Source organism: Pseudomonas sp. AE27, from assembly GCF_037113495.1.
GTDB classification, from domain to species: domain Bacteria; phylum Pseudomonadota; class Gammaproteobacteria; order Pseudomonadales; family Pseudomonadaceae; genus Aquipseudomonas; species Aquipseudomonas palmensis.
Genome location: NZ_CP146966.1, coordinates 2,545,001 through 2,560,007, shown reverse-complemented (window position 1 = coordinate 2,560,007; position 15,007 = coordinate 2,545,001). Strand labels below are relative to the sequence as shown.

Annotated in this window: 15 protein-coding genes (1 of these 15 only partly in view); 5 read left to right on the top strand and 10 right to left on the bottom strand. The window is 64.2% G+C overall.

Going from position 1 to position 15,007, the window contains the following annotated elements:
• Nucleotides 1-6 precede the first annotated feature (6 nt).
• From V9K84_RS11640 to V9K84_RS11610, 7 genes are all read right to left on the bottom strand, one after another.
• Nucleotides 7-378: a Na+/H+ antiporter subunit G gene (locus V9K84_RS11640; RefSeq protein WP_043860104.1), complete on the bottom strand. Its 372-nt coding sequence runs from the start codon at nucleotides 376-378 to the stop codon at nucleotides 7-9.
• The gene (locus V9K84_RS11635) at nucleotides 375-653 is read right to left on the bottom strand and encodes a K+/H+ antiporter subunit F (RefSeq protein ID WP_043860103.1); all 279 of its coding nucleotides are present in this window, start codon (nucleotides 651-653) and stop codon (nucleotides 375-377) included. The genes V9K84_RS11640 and V9K84_RS11635 overlap by 4 nt, the downstream gene beginning before the upstream one ends.
• On the bottom strand, nucleotides 650-1,138 hold the full coding sequence (locus V9K84_RS11630; RefSeq protein ID WP_043860102.1) for a Na+/H+ antiporter subunit E: 489 nt from the start codon (nucleotides 1,136-1,138) through the stop codon (nucleotides 650-652). The genes V9K84_RS11635 and V9K84_RS11630 overlap by 4 nt, the downstream gene beginning before the upstream one ends.
• On the bottom strand, nucleotides 1,135-2,820 hold the full coding sequence (locus V9K84_RS11625; RefSeq protein WP_088515702.1) for a monovalent cation/H+ antiporter subunit D: 1,686 nt from the start codon (nucleotides 2,818-2,820) through the stop codon (nucleotides 1,135-1,137). Before V9K84_RS11625 ends, V9K84_RS11630 begins: the two co-directional genes overlap by 4 nt.
• The gene (locus V9K84_RS11620) at nucleotides 2,817-3,161 is read right to left on the bottom strand and encodes a Na+/H+ antiporter subunit C (RefSeq protein WP_007986256.1); all 345 of its coding nucleotides are present in this window, start codon (nucleotides 3,159-3,161) and stop codon (nucleotides 2,817-2,819) included. Before V9K84_RS11620 ends, V9K84_RS11625 begins: the two co-directional genes overlap by 4 nt.
• Nucleotides 3,161-6,079, bottom strand: coding sequence for a monovalent cation/H+ antiporter subunit A (locus V9K84_RS11615; protein WP_088515703.1), 2,919 nt, complete (start codon nucleotides 6,077-6,079; stop codon nucleotides 3,161-3,163). The genes V9K84_RS11620 and V9K84_RS11615 overlap by 1 nt, the downstream gene beginning before the upstream one ends.
• 149 nt (nucleotides 6,080-6,228) lie before the next feature.
• On the bottom strand, nucleotides 6,229-7,176 hold the full coding sequence (locus tag V9K84_RS11610) for a DMT family transporter (protein WP_088515704.1): 948 nt from the start codon (nucleotides 7,174-7,176) through the stop codon (nucleotides 6,229-6,231).
• A gap of 84 nt (nucleotides 7,177-7,260) precedes the next feature.
• On the opposite strand from V9K84_RS11610, the gene V9K84_RS11605 reads away from it, so the two are divergent.
• Complete coding sequence (locus V9K84_RS11605; protein ID WP_043859845.1) at nucleotides 7,261-7,824, top strand: XRE family transcriptional regulator; 564 nt, start codon at nucleotides 7,261-7,263, stop codon at nucleotides 7,822-7,824.
• Nucleotides 7,825-7,831: 7 nt separating this feature from the next.
• On the opposite strand, the gene V9K84_RS11600 is transcribed toward V9K84_RS11605, so the two are convergent.
• Nucleotides 7,832-8,389: a cysteine hydrolase family protein gene (locus V9K84_RS11600; protein WP_054915728.1), complete on the bottom strand. Its 558-nt coding sequence runs from the start codon at nucleotides 8,387-8,389 to the stop codon at nucleotides 7,832-7,834.
• Between the two features lie 104 nt (nucleotides 8,390-8,493).
• On the opposite strand from V9K84_RS11600, the gene V9K84_RS11595 reads away from it, so the two are divergent.
• The 4 genes from V9K84_RS11595 (at nucleotide 8,494) to V9K84_RS11580 (ending at nucleotide 14,120) form a co-directional block, all read left to right on the top strand.
• Nucleotides 8,494-9,474, top strand: a complete 981-nt coding sequence (locus V9K84_RS11595; protein ID WP_054915729.1) for a GlxA family transcriptional regulator — start codon at nucleotides 8,494-8,496, stop codon at nucleotides 9,472-9,474.
• 77 nt (nucleotides 9,475-9,551) lie between these two features.
• A complete protein-coding gene (locus V9K84_RS11590; protein WP_088515705.1) occupies nucleotides 9,552-10,991 on the top strand; it encodes an FAD/NAD(P)-binding protein in 1,440 nt (479 codons plus the stop codon).
• A gap of 105 nt (nucleotides 10,992-11,096) precedes the next feature.
• Nucleotides 11,097-12,257: an aminotransferase class V-fold PLP-dependent enzyme gene (locus V9K84_RS11585; RefSeq protein WP_088515706.1), complete on the top strand. Its 1,161-nt coding sequence runs from the start codon at nucleotides 11,097-11,099 to the stop codon at nucleotides 12,255-12,257.
• A 54-nt stretch (nucleotides 12,258-12,311) separates the two neighbouring features.
• Nucleotides 12,312-14,120, top strand: a complete 1,809-nt coding sequence (locus V9K84_RS11580) for an aminopeptidase P family protein (RefSeq protein WP_088515707.1) — start codon at nucleotides 12,312-12,314, stop codon at nucleotides 14,118-14,120.
• A 43-nt stretch (nucleotides 14,121-14,163) separates the two neighbouring features.
• Here V9K84_RS11580 and V9K84_RS11575 read toward each other — a convergent pair whose 3' ends face one another.
• Entirely contained in the window at nucleotides 14,164-14,445 is a 282-nt protein-coding gene (locus V9K84_RS11575; protein WP_043859840.1) for a hypothetical protein, read from the bottom strand.
• Nucleotides 14,446-14,626: 181 nt separating this feature from the next.
• On the bottom strand, nucleotides 14,627-15,007 hold the final stretch of the coding sequence (rhtA, locus tag V9K84_RS11570; protein WP_054915733.1) for a threonine/homoserine exporter RhtA. Its footprint extends 507 nt past the window's final position; 381 of the gene's 888 nt are visible here — the last part of the coding sequence; its start codon lies off the right edge, out of view — the gene reads right to left on this strand; its stop codon occupies nucleotides 14,627-14,629.

The following is a 15,007-nucleotide window of genomic DNA, read 5'->3' as shown; positions in this document are numbered from 1 at the left end:
CAGGTGTCAGTGCCCGGTATCGCGCCCGCGGCCACTGCTGACCTCTTCGGGCACGTCATCCCCGGCCATGCGCTTGCGAAACAACCCGGCCCGCGCCAGCAGCAGGGTGGTCACCGGCACGGTGATCGACAGCAGGATCGGGATCAGCCAGGCGTGCAGTACGGGCGAGTGCTTGAGGCCGGAAAAGTACAGGATCGAAGCCATGGCCACGCACCAGGTGCCGAAGGTCGACGCCAGGGCGGGCGGGTGCATGCGCTGGAAGAAGGTCTTCAGGCGCAGCAGGCCTACCGCGCCGCTCAGGGCGAACAGGCTGCTGACGACCAGCAGCACAGCCGTGACCACTTCAAGCCAGAAAGGCAATTCGACGGTCGAGTTCATTCGATCACCTCGCCACGCAGCAGGAATTTGGCCAGGGCAAACGAGCCGACAAAGCCGAACAGGGCTATCAGCAGCGCACCTTCGAAGTAGGTGTCGCTGGCGTAGCGGATACCCAGCACCAGCATCATCAGCATGGCCAGAATGTACAGGTAGTCCAGCGCCAGTACCCGGTCCTGCGCCGAAGGGCCCTTGAACAGGCGCACCAGGGTCAGGGCCATGGCCAGGGCAAAGATGAACAGGCTGGCGAGAATGGCGTTGGCGAGCAGGCCAGTCATTCGAAAATCTCCATCAGCGGACGTTCGTAGGTGTGCTTGAAGTGGTCGATGAACTGCGTTTCATCGTCCAGATCGAAGACATGCAGCAGCAGGATGCTGCGGTCCAGCGCCAGCTCCGACCAGATGGTGCCGGGAATGACCGTGGTGATCATCGACAGCGCCGCCAGGCCATGGGCATCGCGCAGGTCCAGCGGAATACGGATGAAGCGCGAGCGTGGCGGCCGGCCACCGGCCTGCCATACGCTACGGGCAACCTGCAGGTTGGACATCACCACATCGCCCCCCACTCGCAGAATCAGCCGCACGATGGTGCCCGGCTTGCGTATGCGCACCGGTAGCGGACGCAGCGGCGCCATCAGGATGGGTGCCAGGATTGCCAGCAATGCGCCAAGCAGCAGGTTGCCGGCACTCAGCGAGAGGTTGAGCAGCAACCACAACCCCCAGAGCGAAAGCGACAGCAGTGGCGCGGGAAACAGGCGCTTCATGGCTGCACCTGCCCGGCAATCGCCTCGCTGGTGGGGCCGGGCACCGGTCGCGTGCCGAGTACCGCATTGACGTAGCTGGCAGGGTCCTTGAGCCCGGCCGCCGTGTCCTGGGTGTAGCGCAGCAGTGGTTCGGCGCGCACGCTCAGCAGCACGCACAGCCCCAGCAGCAGCACGATGGGAATGCACTCATTGCGCCGTAGCAACGGCGAGGGGCGCTCCTGCGGGGTCCAGAAGCGCTGGATGCCGACACGGGTCAAGGCGATCAGCGATGCCAGGCCCGAGAGCACCAGCAAGGCCACCAGGCCCCAGCCGGCTGCAGACAGCGGTTGGTCGACCGGCACGCCCAGGCCGTTGGGGTTGAACAGGGCGCTGATCAGGCTCAGCTTGCCGATGAAGCCGGACAGCGGCGGCATGCCGATGATCAGCAGCGCGCAGGCGATGAAGCTCAGGCCCAGGAATGCCATGGTCCAGGGAATCACCTGGCCGATCACCGCCTTCTGTTCATCGTCCAGGTTGATGCCCTTGGGCGGCTGCAGCGATTCCAGGGGCGAGGGCAGCGCATCGGTGTCGTCTTCCAGCGGGATCTCGTTGGCCGAGCGCGAGCGCTCGATCATCTCGGCCAGCAGGAACAGCGCGCACAAGGCCAGGGTGGAGCTCACCAGGTAGAACAGGGCGGCGGCGGTCAGCGCCGCCTGGCCGAAGCCGATGGCGGCCAGCAAGGTGCCGGCCGAGACCAGGATGCTCAGGCTGGCCATGCGCTCCAGGCGTTGCGCCGCCAGGATCGACAGCGCCGCGCAGCCCAGGGTGGCCAGGCCACCGATGACCAACCACTCGCCGCCGAAGAACGCCGAAGCGCCGGCCTGACCGGAGAACAGCAAGGTCCACAGGCGCAGCACGGTATAGGTGCCCACCTTGGTCATGATCGCGAACAGTGCGGCAACCGGGGCGCTGGCCGACGAGTAGGCCGGGACCAGCCAGAAGTTGAGCGGCCAGATACCCGCCTTGGCCAGAAAGGCCGTGGCCAGAATCGCCGCGCCGGCATGCAGCAGGCCGCGGTCGGCCTCGGGCACCAGCGGAATCTTCAGGGCCAGGTCAGCCATGTTCAGGGTACCGGTGACCCCGTAGAGCATCGCCGCCCCCACCAGGAACAGTGAGGAAGCGAGCAGGTTGATGGCAATGTAGTGCAGGCCGGCCTTGACCCGCGCACGACCCGAGCCATGCAGGATCAGGCCGTAGGAGGCGGCCAGCAGCACTTCGAAGAACACGAACAGGTTGAACAGGTCGGCCGTCAGGAAGGCGCCGTACAGGCCCATGAGCTGGATCTGGAACAGGGCGTGGAAGCTGGCGCCTGCGCGGTCCCAGCGCGCGGTGGCGAACACCAGCGCGCTGACCCCGACGATGCCGGTGAGTACCAGCATCAGTGCCGAAAGGCGGTCGAGTACCAGCACGATGCCGAAGGGTGCCTGCCAGTTGCCCGGCAGGTACACGCCGATCGAGCTGGCCTGGCCCTGCTCCTGCACCCACAGCAGCAGGCAGATCGAAATACCCAGCCCGGCCAGGCTGGAGATCAGGTTGATGCGGGCCTTGAGCGGCCGGCGCTTTTCGCCCAGCAGCAGCATCAGTGCGGCGGTCAGCAGCGGCAGCAGAATGGGCGCGACGATCAGTTGGTTCATCACACTCATTCTTTAGGCTCCCGGCCATCCACGTGGTCGGTGCCGGTCAGCCCGCGCGAAGCCAGCAGCACCACCAGGAACAAGGCGGTCATGGCGAAGCTGATGACGATGGCCGTCAGTACCAGTGCCTGGGGCAACGGGTCGGTGTAATGGAGCAGGTCCTGGGGTACGCCGTCCTTGATGATCGGCTCCTTGCCGATGAACAGGCTGCCCATGCTGAAGATGAACAGGTTGACGCCGTACGACAGCAGACACAGGCCCATCACCACCTGGAAGGTCCGTGGGCGCAGGATCAGCCACACGCCTGACGCGGCGAGCACACCGATGGCAATTGCAATCACTTCTTCCATCAGGCGGCTCCCGGGTTGACGGTGGGTTTGGGCTGGCTGCTCGGCCGGTGGCTGCGCACCGACTGGTGGGCCAGTGCGGTGAGGATCAGCAGGGTGGACCCGACCACCACGGTAAAGATGCCCGTGTCGAAGAACAGGGCGCTGGCGACATGGATGTCGCCCAGTATCGGCAGGTGAAGGTGCGCGGTATGCGTGGTCAGGAACGGGTAGCCGAGCAGCATCGCCCCGGCCCCGGTGAGGGTTGCCAGCAGCAGGCCGGTGCCCATCCAGCGCAGCGGACGCAGGCTCATCTGGGCTTCCACCCACTGGGTGCCGGCGACCATGTACTGCAGGATGAACGCAACCGACATCACCAGGCCGGCGACAAAGCCGCCACCGGGCTGGTTGTGGCCGCGCATGAACAGGTACATCGAGATCACCAGCGCGATCGGCAGCAGCAGTCGCACCAGGGCGGCGGGCACCATCATGAAGCCCAGCGCGGTATCGGCGGCCTGACGCGGGTTGACCAGGTCGGTGACCACGTCCGGCGCCAGCAGGCGCTGCTGGGCAGGCAGCTGGATGCTCTCCTTGGGCGGGCGGAAGCGGCGCAGCAGGGCAAACACGCTCAGTGCCACGGCCACCAGTACGGTGATTTCACCCAGGGTATCGAAGCCGCGGAAGTCAACCAGCATCACGTTGACCACGTTGGTGCCGCCACCCTCGGGCAGCGCCCGGCTCAGGTAGAAGGAAGAAATCACGTTGGGTGTCGGGCGGGTCAGCATTGCGTACGACAGCAAGGCCATGCCACCGCCGACCAGCACCGCCAGCAGCAGGTCGCGCAGGCGGCGTGCCACAGCGCGCTCCTTGCTGCCGGGCAGGGGCGAGATGTCTTCGATACGCCGTGGCAGCCAGCGCAGGCCCAGCAGGATCAGCACCGTGGTGACCACTTCGACCACCAGTTGGGTGAGCGCCAGGTCCGGCGCCGAGAACCAGACGAAGGTGATGCAGGTCATCAGGCCGCAGACGCTGACCATGGTCAGGGCCGCCAGCCGGTGGTACTTGGCCTGCCACGCAGCGCCGATGGCGCAGATGATCGCGATCAGCCAGAGCATCACGAATACACCTGAGCCCGGGATTTTTGGCCGGTCGCCCCAGCTCAACCCGGTTTGCAGCATGGGCAGCACGCCGGCGAGCAGGGCGATGAGCACCAGCATGAACAGCTGCTTCTGCAGGCGGCGGGTGGTGAACAGGCGCTCGAAGCGGCGCGCCACCCGCATCAGCAGCACCTGGCCGTGTTCGAAGAGGCGCTTGCCATTGAACAGCTCGATCAGCGGCGGGTAGAGGAAGCGCCCGCGCTTGAGCTGATTGCGCAGCACCAGGTAGAGCACCACGCCGCCGCACATGGCGATCAGGCTCATGATCAGTGGTGCATTCCAGCCGTGCCAGATGGCCAGGCTGTACTCGGGCAGCGTGCCACCCACCACCGGCAGTGCGGCAGCGGCCAGCAGCGGGCCCACCGACTGCGCAGGGAAGATACCCACCACCAGGCAGGTCAGCACCAGCAATTCGACCGGCGCGCGCATCCAGCGCGGCGGCTCGTGGGGGGTATGGGGCAGGTCGGTGGCCGGCGGGCCGAAAAACACGTCTACGGTGAAGCGCAGCGCATAGGCGACGCTGAAGGTGCCCGCCAGGGTCGCGATGATCGGCAAGGTGGTTTCGACCCAGGCCGTCGAGCTGATGAACACGGTTTCGGCGAAGAACATTTCCTTGGACAGAAAGCCGTTCATCAAGGGTACGCCGGCCATCGAGGCACTGGCGACCATGGCCAGGGTGGCGGTGAACGGGATCAGCCGGAACAGCCCGCTGAGCTTGCGGATATCGCGGGTGCCGCTTTCATGGTCGATGATGCCGGCGGCCATGAACAGCGAGGCCTTGAAGGTGGCATGGTTGAGAATGTGGAACACCGCCGCTACCGCTGCCAGCGGGCTGTTCAGGCCCAGCAGCAGGGTGATCAGGCCCAGGTGGCTGATGGTCGAGTAGGCCAGCAGGCCCTTGAGGTCGTTCTGGAACATGGCCGCATAGGCGCCCAGCAGCAGGGTGCAGGCCCCTGCGCCGCTGACGATCCAGAACCATTCTTCGCTGCCGGCCAGCGACGGCCAAAGCCGGGCCAGCAGGAACACCCCGGCCTTGACCATGGTGGCCGAGTGCAGATAGGCCGAGACCGGCGTGGGCGCGGCCATGGCGTGGGGAAGCCAGAAGTGGAAGGGGAATTGAGCGCTCTTGGTCAGGGCGCCGAGCAGGATAAGGGGAAGCAGAATGGGGTAGAGGGCATGACTGCGAATCAGGTCACCGGCGGCCAGGACCTTGTCCAGGTCATAGCTGCCCACCACATGGCCGAGCAGCAGTACCCCCGCCAGCAGGCACAAGCCACCGGCCCCGGTGACCATCAGCGCCATATAGGCGCCGCGCCGTGCATCGGCACGGTGGTGCCAGTAACCGATCAGCAGGAACGAGAACAGGCTGGTCAGTTCCCAGAAGAACACCATCTGGATCAGGTTGCCAGAGATCACCAGGCCCAGCATGGCACCCATGAACGCCAGGAAAAACGCGAAGAAACGCGGAACCGGGTCCTGGGGTGACATGTAGTAGCGCGCATACAGCGACACCAGGGTGCCGATGCCCAGCACCAGCAGCGAGAACAGCCAGGCGAACCCGTCCATGCGCAGCACGAGATTGAAGCCCAGGCTCGGCAGCCACAGAAATTCTTCACGGATGACGCCGCCATCGGCAATTTGCGGGTACAGGAGTGCGACCTGCACGGTACCGACCAGCGCGACAAGGCCGGCCAGAAGTGATTCGCTGTTACGCGCGTTGTGCGGCAGTACAGCCGCCAGACAGCTGCCAACAAACGGCAGAAGCAGTAGAACTATCAAGGACATAGATTTCTAATCTGCAGAGGTTTGTAAGGGATCATACGTGGCGCCCCGTCGATCACCAACACGCAAGCTGTCGCAGAATCCTACTTTTGCGCCTCATCAACGCGTTTTTTTATAACAGTTTTTTACAAGAATTGTGCCGCTATTGCAGATTACCGGTCCGTTTGTTGCACCTGTTGATCGTCATCGCTGGCGCCGAGGGGCTCGCCACGGCGTTTGATCTTCAGTTCGCTGACCACCACCGCGATCACGATCAGTAGCCCGCCGAGCAGTGCGATGCCCGGCAGGCGCTCGCCCGCCAGGCGGCCGACGATACCGGCCCATACCGGCTCTGCAGCGTAGATCAGCGTAGCCCGGGTGGGCGAGACTGATTGCTGGGCCCAGTTCATTGCCACCTGGATCACCGCACTCATGGCGCCCAGGCCGACGGCACTGCCCAGCAGCAGCCAGGAAAAGTCCGGCAGGGCTTCCCGGGTGGGCACCACCATCATGAACGACAGCGCCGACGCGGTAGCCAGTTGCACCACGGTCACGCGGCGCACGTCGACCTTGCCGGCATAGTTGCTGATCAGAATGATCTCGGCTGCGATCGCCACGGCGCCGATCAGCGTGGAGATTTCGCCGGGGCTGAACTGCAGCGAGCTGCCACTGGGGCCGGCCACCAGCATCAGTCCGGCGAACGCCAGGCCAATGCCCAGGCTCGGCATCAGCCCCGGGCGCCGGCCCAGCACCAGCCACTGCAGCAGCGGTACAAAAGGTACGTACAAGGCGGTGATGAATGCCGACTGGCTACTGGTGATGGTTTGCAGGCCCACGGTCTGCAGGCCGTAGCCCAGCATGATCGAGGCGCCGATCAGCACGCCGGCCTTGACTTCGAACCAGGTCAGGCCGGACAGCGCACGCGCACTGAACGCTCCGACAAACAGCGCCGCCGCTGCAAAGCGCAGGCCGACGAAGAACATCGGGCCGCTGACGGTCATCACGTTATGCACCAGCAGAAAGGTGGCGCCCCAGAGCATGGTGATGAACACCAGCACCAGTTCGGCCTTGCTCAGGCGCAATGAAAGGAAGAGGGATCGGGCAGTGGTCGGCGAGGTCATGGGCTTGCACACGTGGGGCGAGCGACGCACAATGCGTCGGAAGGTGGGCAGTATACTGCGCAAGCCATGTGAGTGAGCAATATAGTGCACAAAGATTCCAGTCAGCGGGCCTCCGTGCTTCAGCACGTGAGCCAGAATATCCGGCGCCTGCGCCATGCGGCAGAGCTGAGCCAGAGCGCCCTTGCAGAAAAATCCGGTGTCAGCCGACGCATGCTGGTGGCAATAGAAGCGGGTGAAAAGAATGTCAGCCTGACCACCCTCGACCTGATCGCCGAGGCCTTGTCGGTGGCGTTCAGCGACCTGATCCAGGCACCTGACAGCCGTGACCCTGATCGCATCAACGAACTGGCCTGGGCCGGTGTGCACCCCGGCAGCAAGGCCGTGTTGCTGGCCAGTTCCAGGGCCAGCCGCGAGGTGGAGTTGTGGGAGTGGCGCCTGGAGCCGGGCGAGGTGTACCCGGCCGAGGCCGATTTCGACGGCTGGAGCGAACAGATCTACGTGTTCGAGGGGCGCCTTACCCTGGTGATAGAAACGCAGGAACATGTGCTGGCGGCTGGCGATTTCTACAGCTTCGCCAGCAACCGCATGCATGCCTACCGCAACGATGGCGACGTGGCGACGCGCTTCGTGCGCAACGTGGTGATCTGAAGGCCTGTCAGCGCCGATTGGCGTCAAGCCACTCCTGGGTGGAGACCACCTGCGCGTAGGCGAAGGCCAGCGATGCCATGTACGCCGCGTGGGCCTGGGCCGCCGGTACGACCACGCCGTTGAATTCCAGGTCGCGGGTGGCGCAGGCATCGTGCACCACCGTGGTGCCATAGCCCATGTCCGAGGCGGCCCGGGCGGCGGCATCGATGCACATGTGGCTCATGCTGCCGACCAGGGTCAGGCCGGTAATCTTGTGCTGGTCGAGCAGGGCCTTGAGGTCGGTGCCCAGAAAGCTGTTGACGTTGTGCTTGAGCACCACCGGCTCGCCCTCGCGAGCGGCTGCTTTCGGATGAATCTGCGCGCCTTCGGAGCCCGGAGTGAAGAAAGGTGCATCGGCGGACTCGAACTCATGACGTACATGGACCACCAGGTCGCCGTTTTCGCGGGCAGCCTGGATGATCCGTGCGGCGTTGTCGGCGGCCGCATCGGCGCCGTGCAGCGTCCATTTGCCGCCGGGGAAGTAGTCGTTCTGGATGTCGACGATGATCAGTGCCTGTTTGCTCATGGTGCAGTCCTTCAGGAGAATGGTTGTGACGTGCTGATAGTTATAGGCTTGTGCGACAGGCTTGCGCATTGGCGCGACCGACAAATTGGCGGGAAAAACTGACAATGGATGCAATCGGCGATCAGGTCGAGATCGGTATTCTGGTTTACCCAGGTGCCCAGATGGCGGCAGTGCATGGCCTGACCGACCTGTTCGCGGTGGCCAACCGCATGGCCGCCGACCTGGGGGCGCGACGCAGCCCGCTGCTGCGGGTGTGCCACTGGGCCGAGATGCCGGGACAGCCGCTGGCGGTGAGCTTCGACAGTCACCCGCAGGCGCATCACCGCCCGCGAGTGATGATCATCCCGCCCAGCCTGACCGAGGAGCCGGGCCCCGACCTGATCGATCGCTTCTGCAACGACCTGCGCCAGTGGCACCGCGAAGGCGCGCTGCTGGTGTCGGTGTGTGTCGGGGTGTTCTTCATTGCCGCCAGCGGCCTGCTCGACGGTCGCTCCGCCACTACTCACTGGAATTTTGCCCAATCGCTGGCCGAGCGCTTTCCCCTGGTCAAGGTCGAGGCCAACCTGCCGTTGCTGGAAGATGGCGACATCATTACCTCGGCCGGATTGATGGCCTGGACCGAGTTGGGGCTCAAGCTGGTCGAGCGCTTCCAGGGGCAGACCCTGGCGGCTGAGACGGCGCGATTTCTCGCGGTGGCGCCAGTGCATGCCATGCCTGGGCCGGGCAGCGTGTTCAGCCCGCGCCTGGACCATGGCGACGAAGCGGTGCTCAAGGTGCAGCACTGGCTGCAGAGCACGGGGGCGCGGGAGGTCAACCTGGCCTTGATGGCCGACTGCGCAGGGCTCGAGCAGCGCACCTTCCTGCGGCGTTTTCGCAGCGCCACCGGCCTCAAACCCACCGAGTACTGTCAGCAGGTGAGGGTAGGGCGCGCTTGCCGGATGCTCGAGTTCACCAACCGCAGCATCGACCAGATCGCCTGGGGTGTTGGCTACCAGGACCCTGGTGCGTTTCGCAAGGTCTTCCACAAGGTCACAGGGCTTGCGCCAGGCGAGTACCGCAAGCACGTGGTCGGGCCTGCGGGCTGATCCTCCTTTGGTACCGCACCGCTGCCCTTGCGGTGGATTGCTGCTTATTATCCGGTCTCCCGGGAAAGGAGATACCGATGCACGAACAACAACCGGCACCTGCCTGCGACGACATGGCGGATGTACTGATCATCGGGGGTGGCCTGAGCGGCGCCTTGTTGGCGGCGCAATTGCTGCGTCGCCCCGGACGCCGGCGCCTGCTGGTGGTCGAGCCGCGTGGGGAGCTGGGGCGTGGCGAAGCCTACAGCGCTACCGAAAACGGTCATACCCTCAATGGCAATGCGGCGCGCATGAGCGTCGATCCGGACAATCCCGATGACCTGACCCACTGGCTGCAACAGCAGATCGATGCCGGGCAGTGGCCCGAATCCGCCGAGCAGGGCGTGCCGGTGGCCGAATTGTTCCCGCCGCGAGGTCTGTTCGGTCGCTATGCCCGCCAGCGTCTGGCAGAGGCCGAGCGTGTCGGCGCCAAGGCCGGCTCCACGCTGGAGCATGTGTGTACCGAGGTGGTTGACCTGCAGGTGCACGATGACAGGGTTCAGGCGCAATTGCAGGATGGGCGCCGGGTGCAGGCGCGCCAGGCGGTGCTGGCTACCGGCATGTTTGCCGCGGCGCGCACGGCGCAGGTGGGTGAGAACAGCCTCAACGCCGCAGCCATCGACCCCTGGGACGTGGCCGCCATGCGCACGATCGACCCGCAAGGCACAGTGTTGATCATCGGTTCCGGGCTGACCATGGTCGACACCCTGGTGTCGTTGCAACTGGCCGGGCATCGTGGGCCTGTCGAGGTATTCTCGCGCCACGGGTTGTGGCCCCACGAGCGCCGTCAGCCACCGCCCTGGGAGGATTTTCTCGAGGCGGACCCTTCGCTGCGCAGCCCGCGCCAGTTGCTGCGTGCGCTGCGCCGGCAATGCAGGCTGGCGTTGGCCCAGGGCATCGACTGGCAGGCCCCGCTGGACACTGTGCGGGTGCATATCCCCAGGCTGTGGAGCCAGGCCAGTGACCGCGAACGCCGCCAGTTCGTGCGCCATGTGCGGCCCTGGTGGGAAAGCCATCATCACCGTTCGCCGCCCCAGGGTGCAGCGCTGCTGGAGCGGTTGCGCCAGGAGGGGCGCCTGCATATTCATGCGGCCTCCCTGCAGAGGGTCGAACCGGCTACCGGAGCCGGGGTGGGGGTGCGCCTGCGGTTTCGCGGCGAGGCCCGGGCGACGCGGGTCGAGGGTGCCGCACTGGTCAACTCCACCGGTATCGAATATGACTGGCGGCGCGTGGCACGCCCGCTACCGCAAGCGTTGTTGCAGCGCAGGCTGATCCGGCCAGGGCCGCTGGCCCTTGGAATTGATGCCGACCCGCAGGGCGCAGTGATCGATGCCGATGGCGCGGTCAGTACGCGCCTGTTTGCGATGGGCCCGCCGCTGCGTGGCCTGTGGTGGGAAAGTACTGCCGTCACCGACGTGGCGTTGCAGGCCAAGGGATTGGCTGCTCGTCTGACGCGGGAGCCTGAGTCATCACCGTAATGATATTTTTGTTATATAAATATGAAAATTAATAATTAATGGTTCTATGCGTGTTCGTGCACTATAGATGCACGACTACTCCACGCATTCAGGAAGCGCCTGGCCATGACCACACTCCCGCTGTATTTCGACTACGCCGCCACGACACCCGTCGACGAGCGAGTCATTCAGGTAATGGTGGAGTGTCTGGGTATGTCCGGGCGTTTTGGCAATCCGGCTTCCAGCTCCCATCGGTATGGTCAGCAGGCACGCCTGGCGGTCGAGCAGGCACGGGCCCAGGTCGCCGGCCTGGTAGGGGCGCGGGCCGACGAGATCATCTGGACGTCGGGTGCCACCGAATCCAACAACCTGGCCCTCAAAGGGCTGGCTCAGGGCCGCACAGGTGGGCATGTCATCACCAGCCGCATCGAGCACAAGGCCGTGCTCGATACTGCCCGACAGCTCGAGCTGGCAGGCATCGAGGTGACGTGGCTGAGCCCCGATGCCCAGGGGTTGATCACTGAACAGGCGGTATCGGCGGCGCTGCGTGACGACACCTTTCTGGTATCGCTGATGCTGGTCAACAATGAACTGGGCACCCTGAACGATGTGCAGGCCATCGGCGAGCGGGTGCGCCGCCACGGCGCATTGCTGCATGTGGATGCCGCCCAGGGGGCAGGCAAGGTGCCTATCGACCTGTCACGCTGGCCGGTGGACCTGATGTCGTTTTCGGCGCACAAGGTGTATGGGCCCAAAGGGATCGGTGCGCTCTACGTCGGCAAGCGCGCCGCGCCGCTGCTGCAGGCACAGATTCACGGTGGCGGGCACGAGAACGGATTGCGCTCGGGCACCCTGGCCACTCACCAGATTGCCGCCATGGGCGCTGCCTTCGCACTGGCCGGGCAGGTGCAGCAGCAGGAAGTTGCACGTATGCACCGGTTGCGTGAGCGGCTGCTGGAGCAACTGGCCGATACTCCCGGCCTGGGGCTCAACGGCAGCCCTGTCCAGCGCATCCCTCATACGTTGAGCCTGACCTTTGGCGGTGACGGTATCGATCTGCAGGCGCTGGCCCGTACGCTGGCGTTTTCCTCGACGTCGGCCTGCAATTCGGCCAGCAGTGCGCCTTCGCATGTGCTGCTGGCGCTTGGGCATGACGAGCGTGCGGCACGGCAGACGTTGCGTCTGAGCCTGGGGCGCTATACCCGCGAAGAGGATATCGACGCCGCTGCCGGTGCCATCCACGCAGCGTTACACAATGTGCCTTTCTGGGCGGTTGCCCACGGTTGAGTGCTGCTTCATTATCGTCCACCAGAACATTGGTCGCGGTGGTGGCACAACATAATGAACAGTCAGCCTGGAATGCAGGAAGCAGTAACCGCGCGCCTGGCGCGCATGCGTGCAGTGATGAACCGCGAAGGGGTCGATGCACTGCTGGTGCCCTCGGCAGACCCGCACCTGTCCGAATACCTTCCAGGCTACTGGCAGGGGCGCCAATGGCTGTCCGGGTTTCATGGCTCGGTGGGTACGCTGGTGCTGACGGCCGATTTTGCCGGGCTTTGGGCCGACAGTCGTTACTGGGGGCAGGCCGAAAAGGAGCTGGCGGGTAGCGGTATCGCGTTGATGAAGCTGATGCCGGGTCAGCCGGGGGCCCTTGACTGGCTGGCAGAGCAGGCGCCCGCAGGCGGCACGGTGGCAGTAGACGGTGCGGTGATGCAACTGGCGTCGGCGCGGCAGCTGCAGGATCGCCTCAGGGTGCGCAATGTGCGCCTGCTCAGTGACAGGGACCTGCTGGCACAGGTGTGGCTGGAGCGGCCTGCGTTGCCAGGCAGCCCGGTTTACCAGCACCTGCCGCCGCACGCGAGCGTCAGCCGTGCCGACAAGCTGGCGCAACTGCGCACAACGCTCAAGGAGCGCGGCGCAGATTGGCATTTCATTGCGACGCTGGATGACATCGCTTGGCTGTTCAACCTGCGTGGCAGCGACGTTTCATACAACCCGGTATTCGTTTCCTTCGCATTGATCGGTCAGCATCAGGCCATTCTGTTCGTGGCATCGAGCAAGGTCGACAGCGCTGTGCGCGAGGCGCTTGAGTCTGACGGGGTGCAACTGCGCGAGTATGAAGCAGTGGGCAGCGCGCTGGCAGGCATCGAGGCGGGCAGTGTCCTGCTGGTAGATCCGGCACGGGTGACCAGCGGGTTGCTGGCCAACCTCGGTGCCCAGGTGCAGCTGCTCGAAGGCATCAATCCAAGCGTTCTGTCCAAGTCGAGAAAGAGCGAGGCGGACCTCGTTCATATCAGGCAGGTGATGGAACAGGACGGTGCGGCGTTGTGCGAGTTCTTCGCGGACTTCGAGGCCGCACTGGGGCATTCGACCCTTACCGAGGTCAGTGTTGACACCTTGCTCGGCGCAGCCCGGGCTCGACGTCCCGGTCATGTGTCCCCAAGCTTTGCTACCATTGCCGCCTTCAACAGCAATGGGGCCATGCCGCATTACCGCGCCACCGACGCCTCGCATGCGCTCATCGAAGGTGATGGGCTGTTGTTGATCGATTCAGGTGGGCAATACCTGGGAGGGACCACCGACATTACCCGTATGGTGCCCATCGGCACGCCAAGCCTGGAACAGACGCTGGATTGCACGCGGGTGCTCAAGGGCATGATTGCACTATCCAGGGCGCGTTTTCCGCGGGGCATTGCCTCGCCTTTGCTCGATGCGATTGCCCGAGCACCGTTATGGGCCGAGCATGTGGATTACGGGCATGGCACCGGCCACGGCGTCGGCTACTTCATGAACGTGCACGAAGGGCCACAGGTGATCGCCTATCAGGCCTCGCCTGCGCCGCACACAGCCATGCAGGCCGGCATGATCACCTCCATCGAGCCGGGCACCTATCGGCCTGGGCAGTGGGGCGTGCGCATCGAGAACCTGGTGTTCACCCGGGATTCGGGCAAGAGTGGGTTTGGTGACTTTCTTGAATTCGAAACGCTGACCTTGTGCCCTATCGACACACGATGCCTGTTGCCTGAGCAACTGGGCAGCGAAGAACGCGAATGGCTCAATGATTACCACCGCACGGTGCGTGAACGGCTTTCGCCACTGCTGGCAGGTGCTGCTCTGCACTGGCTGGAACAAAGAACCGAAGCGGTCTGATCGGGCACATGAAAAAGGGCAACCTGCGGGTTGCCCTTTTTCGTTACTTGCAGATGACGATCATGCTTCGGCTGGTGTAGCCGGCGGGGTTGAGACCGAAGGGGTAGTCCCCTGGCTCGTCTTCGCCATCGCCAGACTTGGCGACGACTTTGTAGCCTTTGGTGCCGCAGGAACTGGCGGCCTTGGCGTAGCACTTGTTCCATGAAGACGACAGGCCCGAGCAGTTGATGTGCATGCCCTTCTTGCCGTGTTTGACCTCAGTTTTGGCGTTCGCCGCACAGCCAGCAATGGCCAGAATGGCTAGGATGAGCAAAATTCGTTTCATTCCTGTCCTTACAAAGAGTGTCGGGTCTGCAAGCCCGAGACGGTTACCTGCGCCTCTTCCTGATGCCTCTCGCGTCCTTGTCTTAAGTTAAAACTTCAAGCAGTGCATTGAATTACAGCTTAAACAGGGTGCCATGGCGACACAATGACAAAAACAGGTTCAAATGGAAATATTTCTCAAATCAGTCGGCTGGCACCAGTGCTGGGCTTTCCCTGCGCATGGACAGTGTGGCACCCACCGAGGCAGTAATGATCGCGGCGATGGCCAGCCATTGCGCCATGCTCAACACTTCGTTGAGAAACAGTAGTCCCGACAATGCGCCGAATGCCGGTTCGATGCTCATCAGTGTGCCGAAGGTTCGAGCGGGCAGGCGTGTCAGGGCCACCATTTCCAGGCTGTACGGCAATGCTGTCGACAGAATGGCCACGCCAATCGCCACGGGTAGCAGGGCAGGGTTGAGCAGGGCACTGCCGGCATGAACGATGCCGATCGGCGCAACGAACAGCGCGGCAACCATGACGCCAAGTGCGGCGGTCTGAATGCCGTGCTCGGCCCCGGCTTT

What these genes read in the sequence shown, in the direction of transcription:
- V9K84_RS11575 (WP_043859840.1), bottom strand. Translation starts at nt 14,445, where the DNA reads ATGAAACGAATTTTGCTCATCCTAGCCATTCTGGCCATTGCTGGCTGT.
- V9K84_RS11580 (WP_088515707.1), top strand. Translation starts at nt 12,312, where the DNA reads ATGAACAGTCAGCCTGGAATGCAGGAAGCAGTAACCGCGCGCCTGGCG.
- V9K84_RS11590 (WP_088515705.1), top strand. Translation starts at nt 9,552, where the DNA reads ATGCACGAACAACAACCGGCACCTGCCTGCGACGACATGGCGGATGTA.
- V9K84_RS11625 (WP_088515702.1), bottom strand. Translation starts at nt 2,820, where the DNA reads ATGAGTGTGATGAACCAACTGATCGTCGCGCCCATTCTGCTGCCGCTG.
- V9K84_RS11635 (WP_043860103.1), bottom strand. Translation starts at nt 653, where the DNA reads ATGACTGGCCTGCTCGCCAACGCCATTCTCGCCAGCCTGTTCATCTTT.
- V9K84_RS11630 (WP_043860102.1), bottom strand. Translation starts at nt 1,138, where the DNA reads ATGAAGCGCCTGTTTCCCGCGCCACTGCTGTCGCTTTCGCTCTGGGGG.
- V9K84_RS11600 (WP_054915728.1), bottom strand. Translation starts at nt 8,389, where the DNA reads ATGAGCAAACAGGCACTGATCATCGTCGACATCCAGAACGACTACTTC.
- V9K84_RS11640 (WP_043860104.1), bottom strand. Translation starts at nt 378, where the DNA reads ATGAACTCGACCGTCGAATTGCCTTTCTGGCTTGAAGTGGTCACGGCT.
- V9K84_RS11615 (WP_088515703.1), bottom strand. Translation starts at nt 6,079, where the DNA reads ATGTCCTTGATAGTTCTACTGCTTCTGCCGTTTGTTGGCAGCTGTCTG.
- V9K84_RS11610 (WP_088515704.1), bottom strand. Translation starts at nt 7,176, where the DNA reads ATGACCTCGCCGACCACTGCCCGATCCCTCTTCCTTTCATTGCGCCTG.
- V9K84_RS11585 (WP_088515706.1), top strand. Translation starts at nt 11,097, where the DNA reads ATGACCACACTCCCGCTGTATTTCGACTACGCCGCCACGACACCCGTC.
- V9K84_RS11620 (WP_007986256.1), bottom strand. Translation starts at nt 3,161, where the DNA reads ATGGAAGAAGTGATTGCAATTGCCATCGGTGTGCTCGCCGCGTCAGGC.
- V9K84_RS11595 (WP_054915729.1), top strand. Translation starts at nt 8,494, where the DNA reads ATGGATGCAATCGGCGATCAGGTCGAGATCGGTATTCTGGTTTACCCA.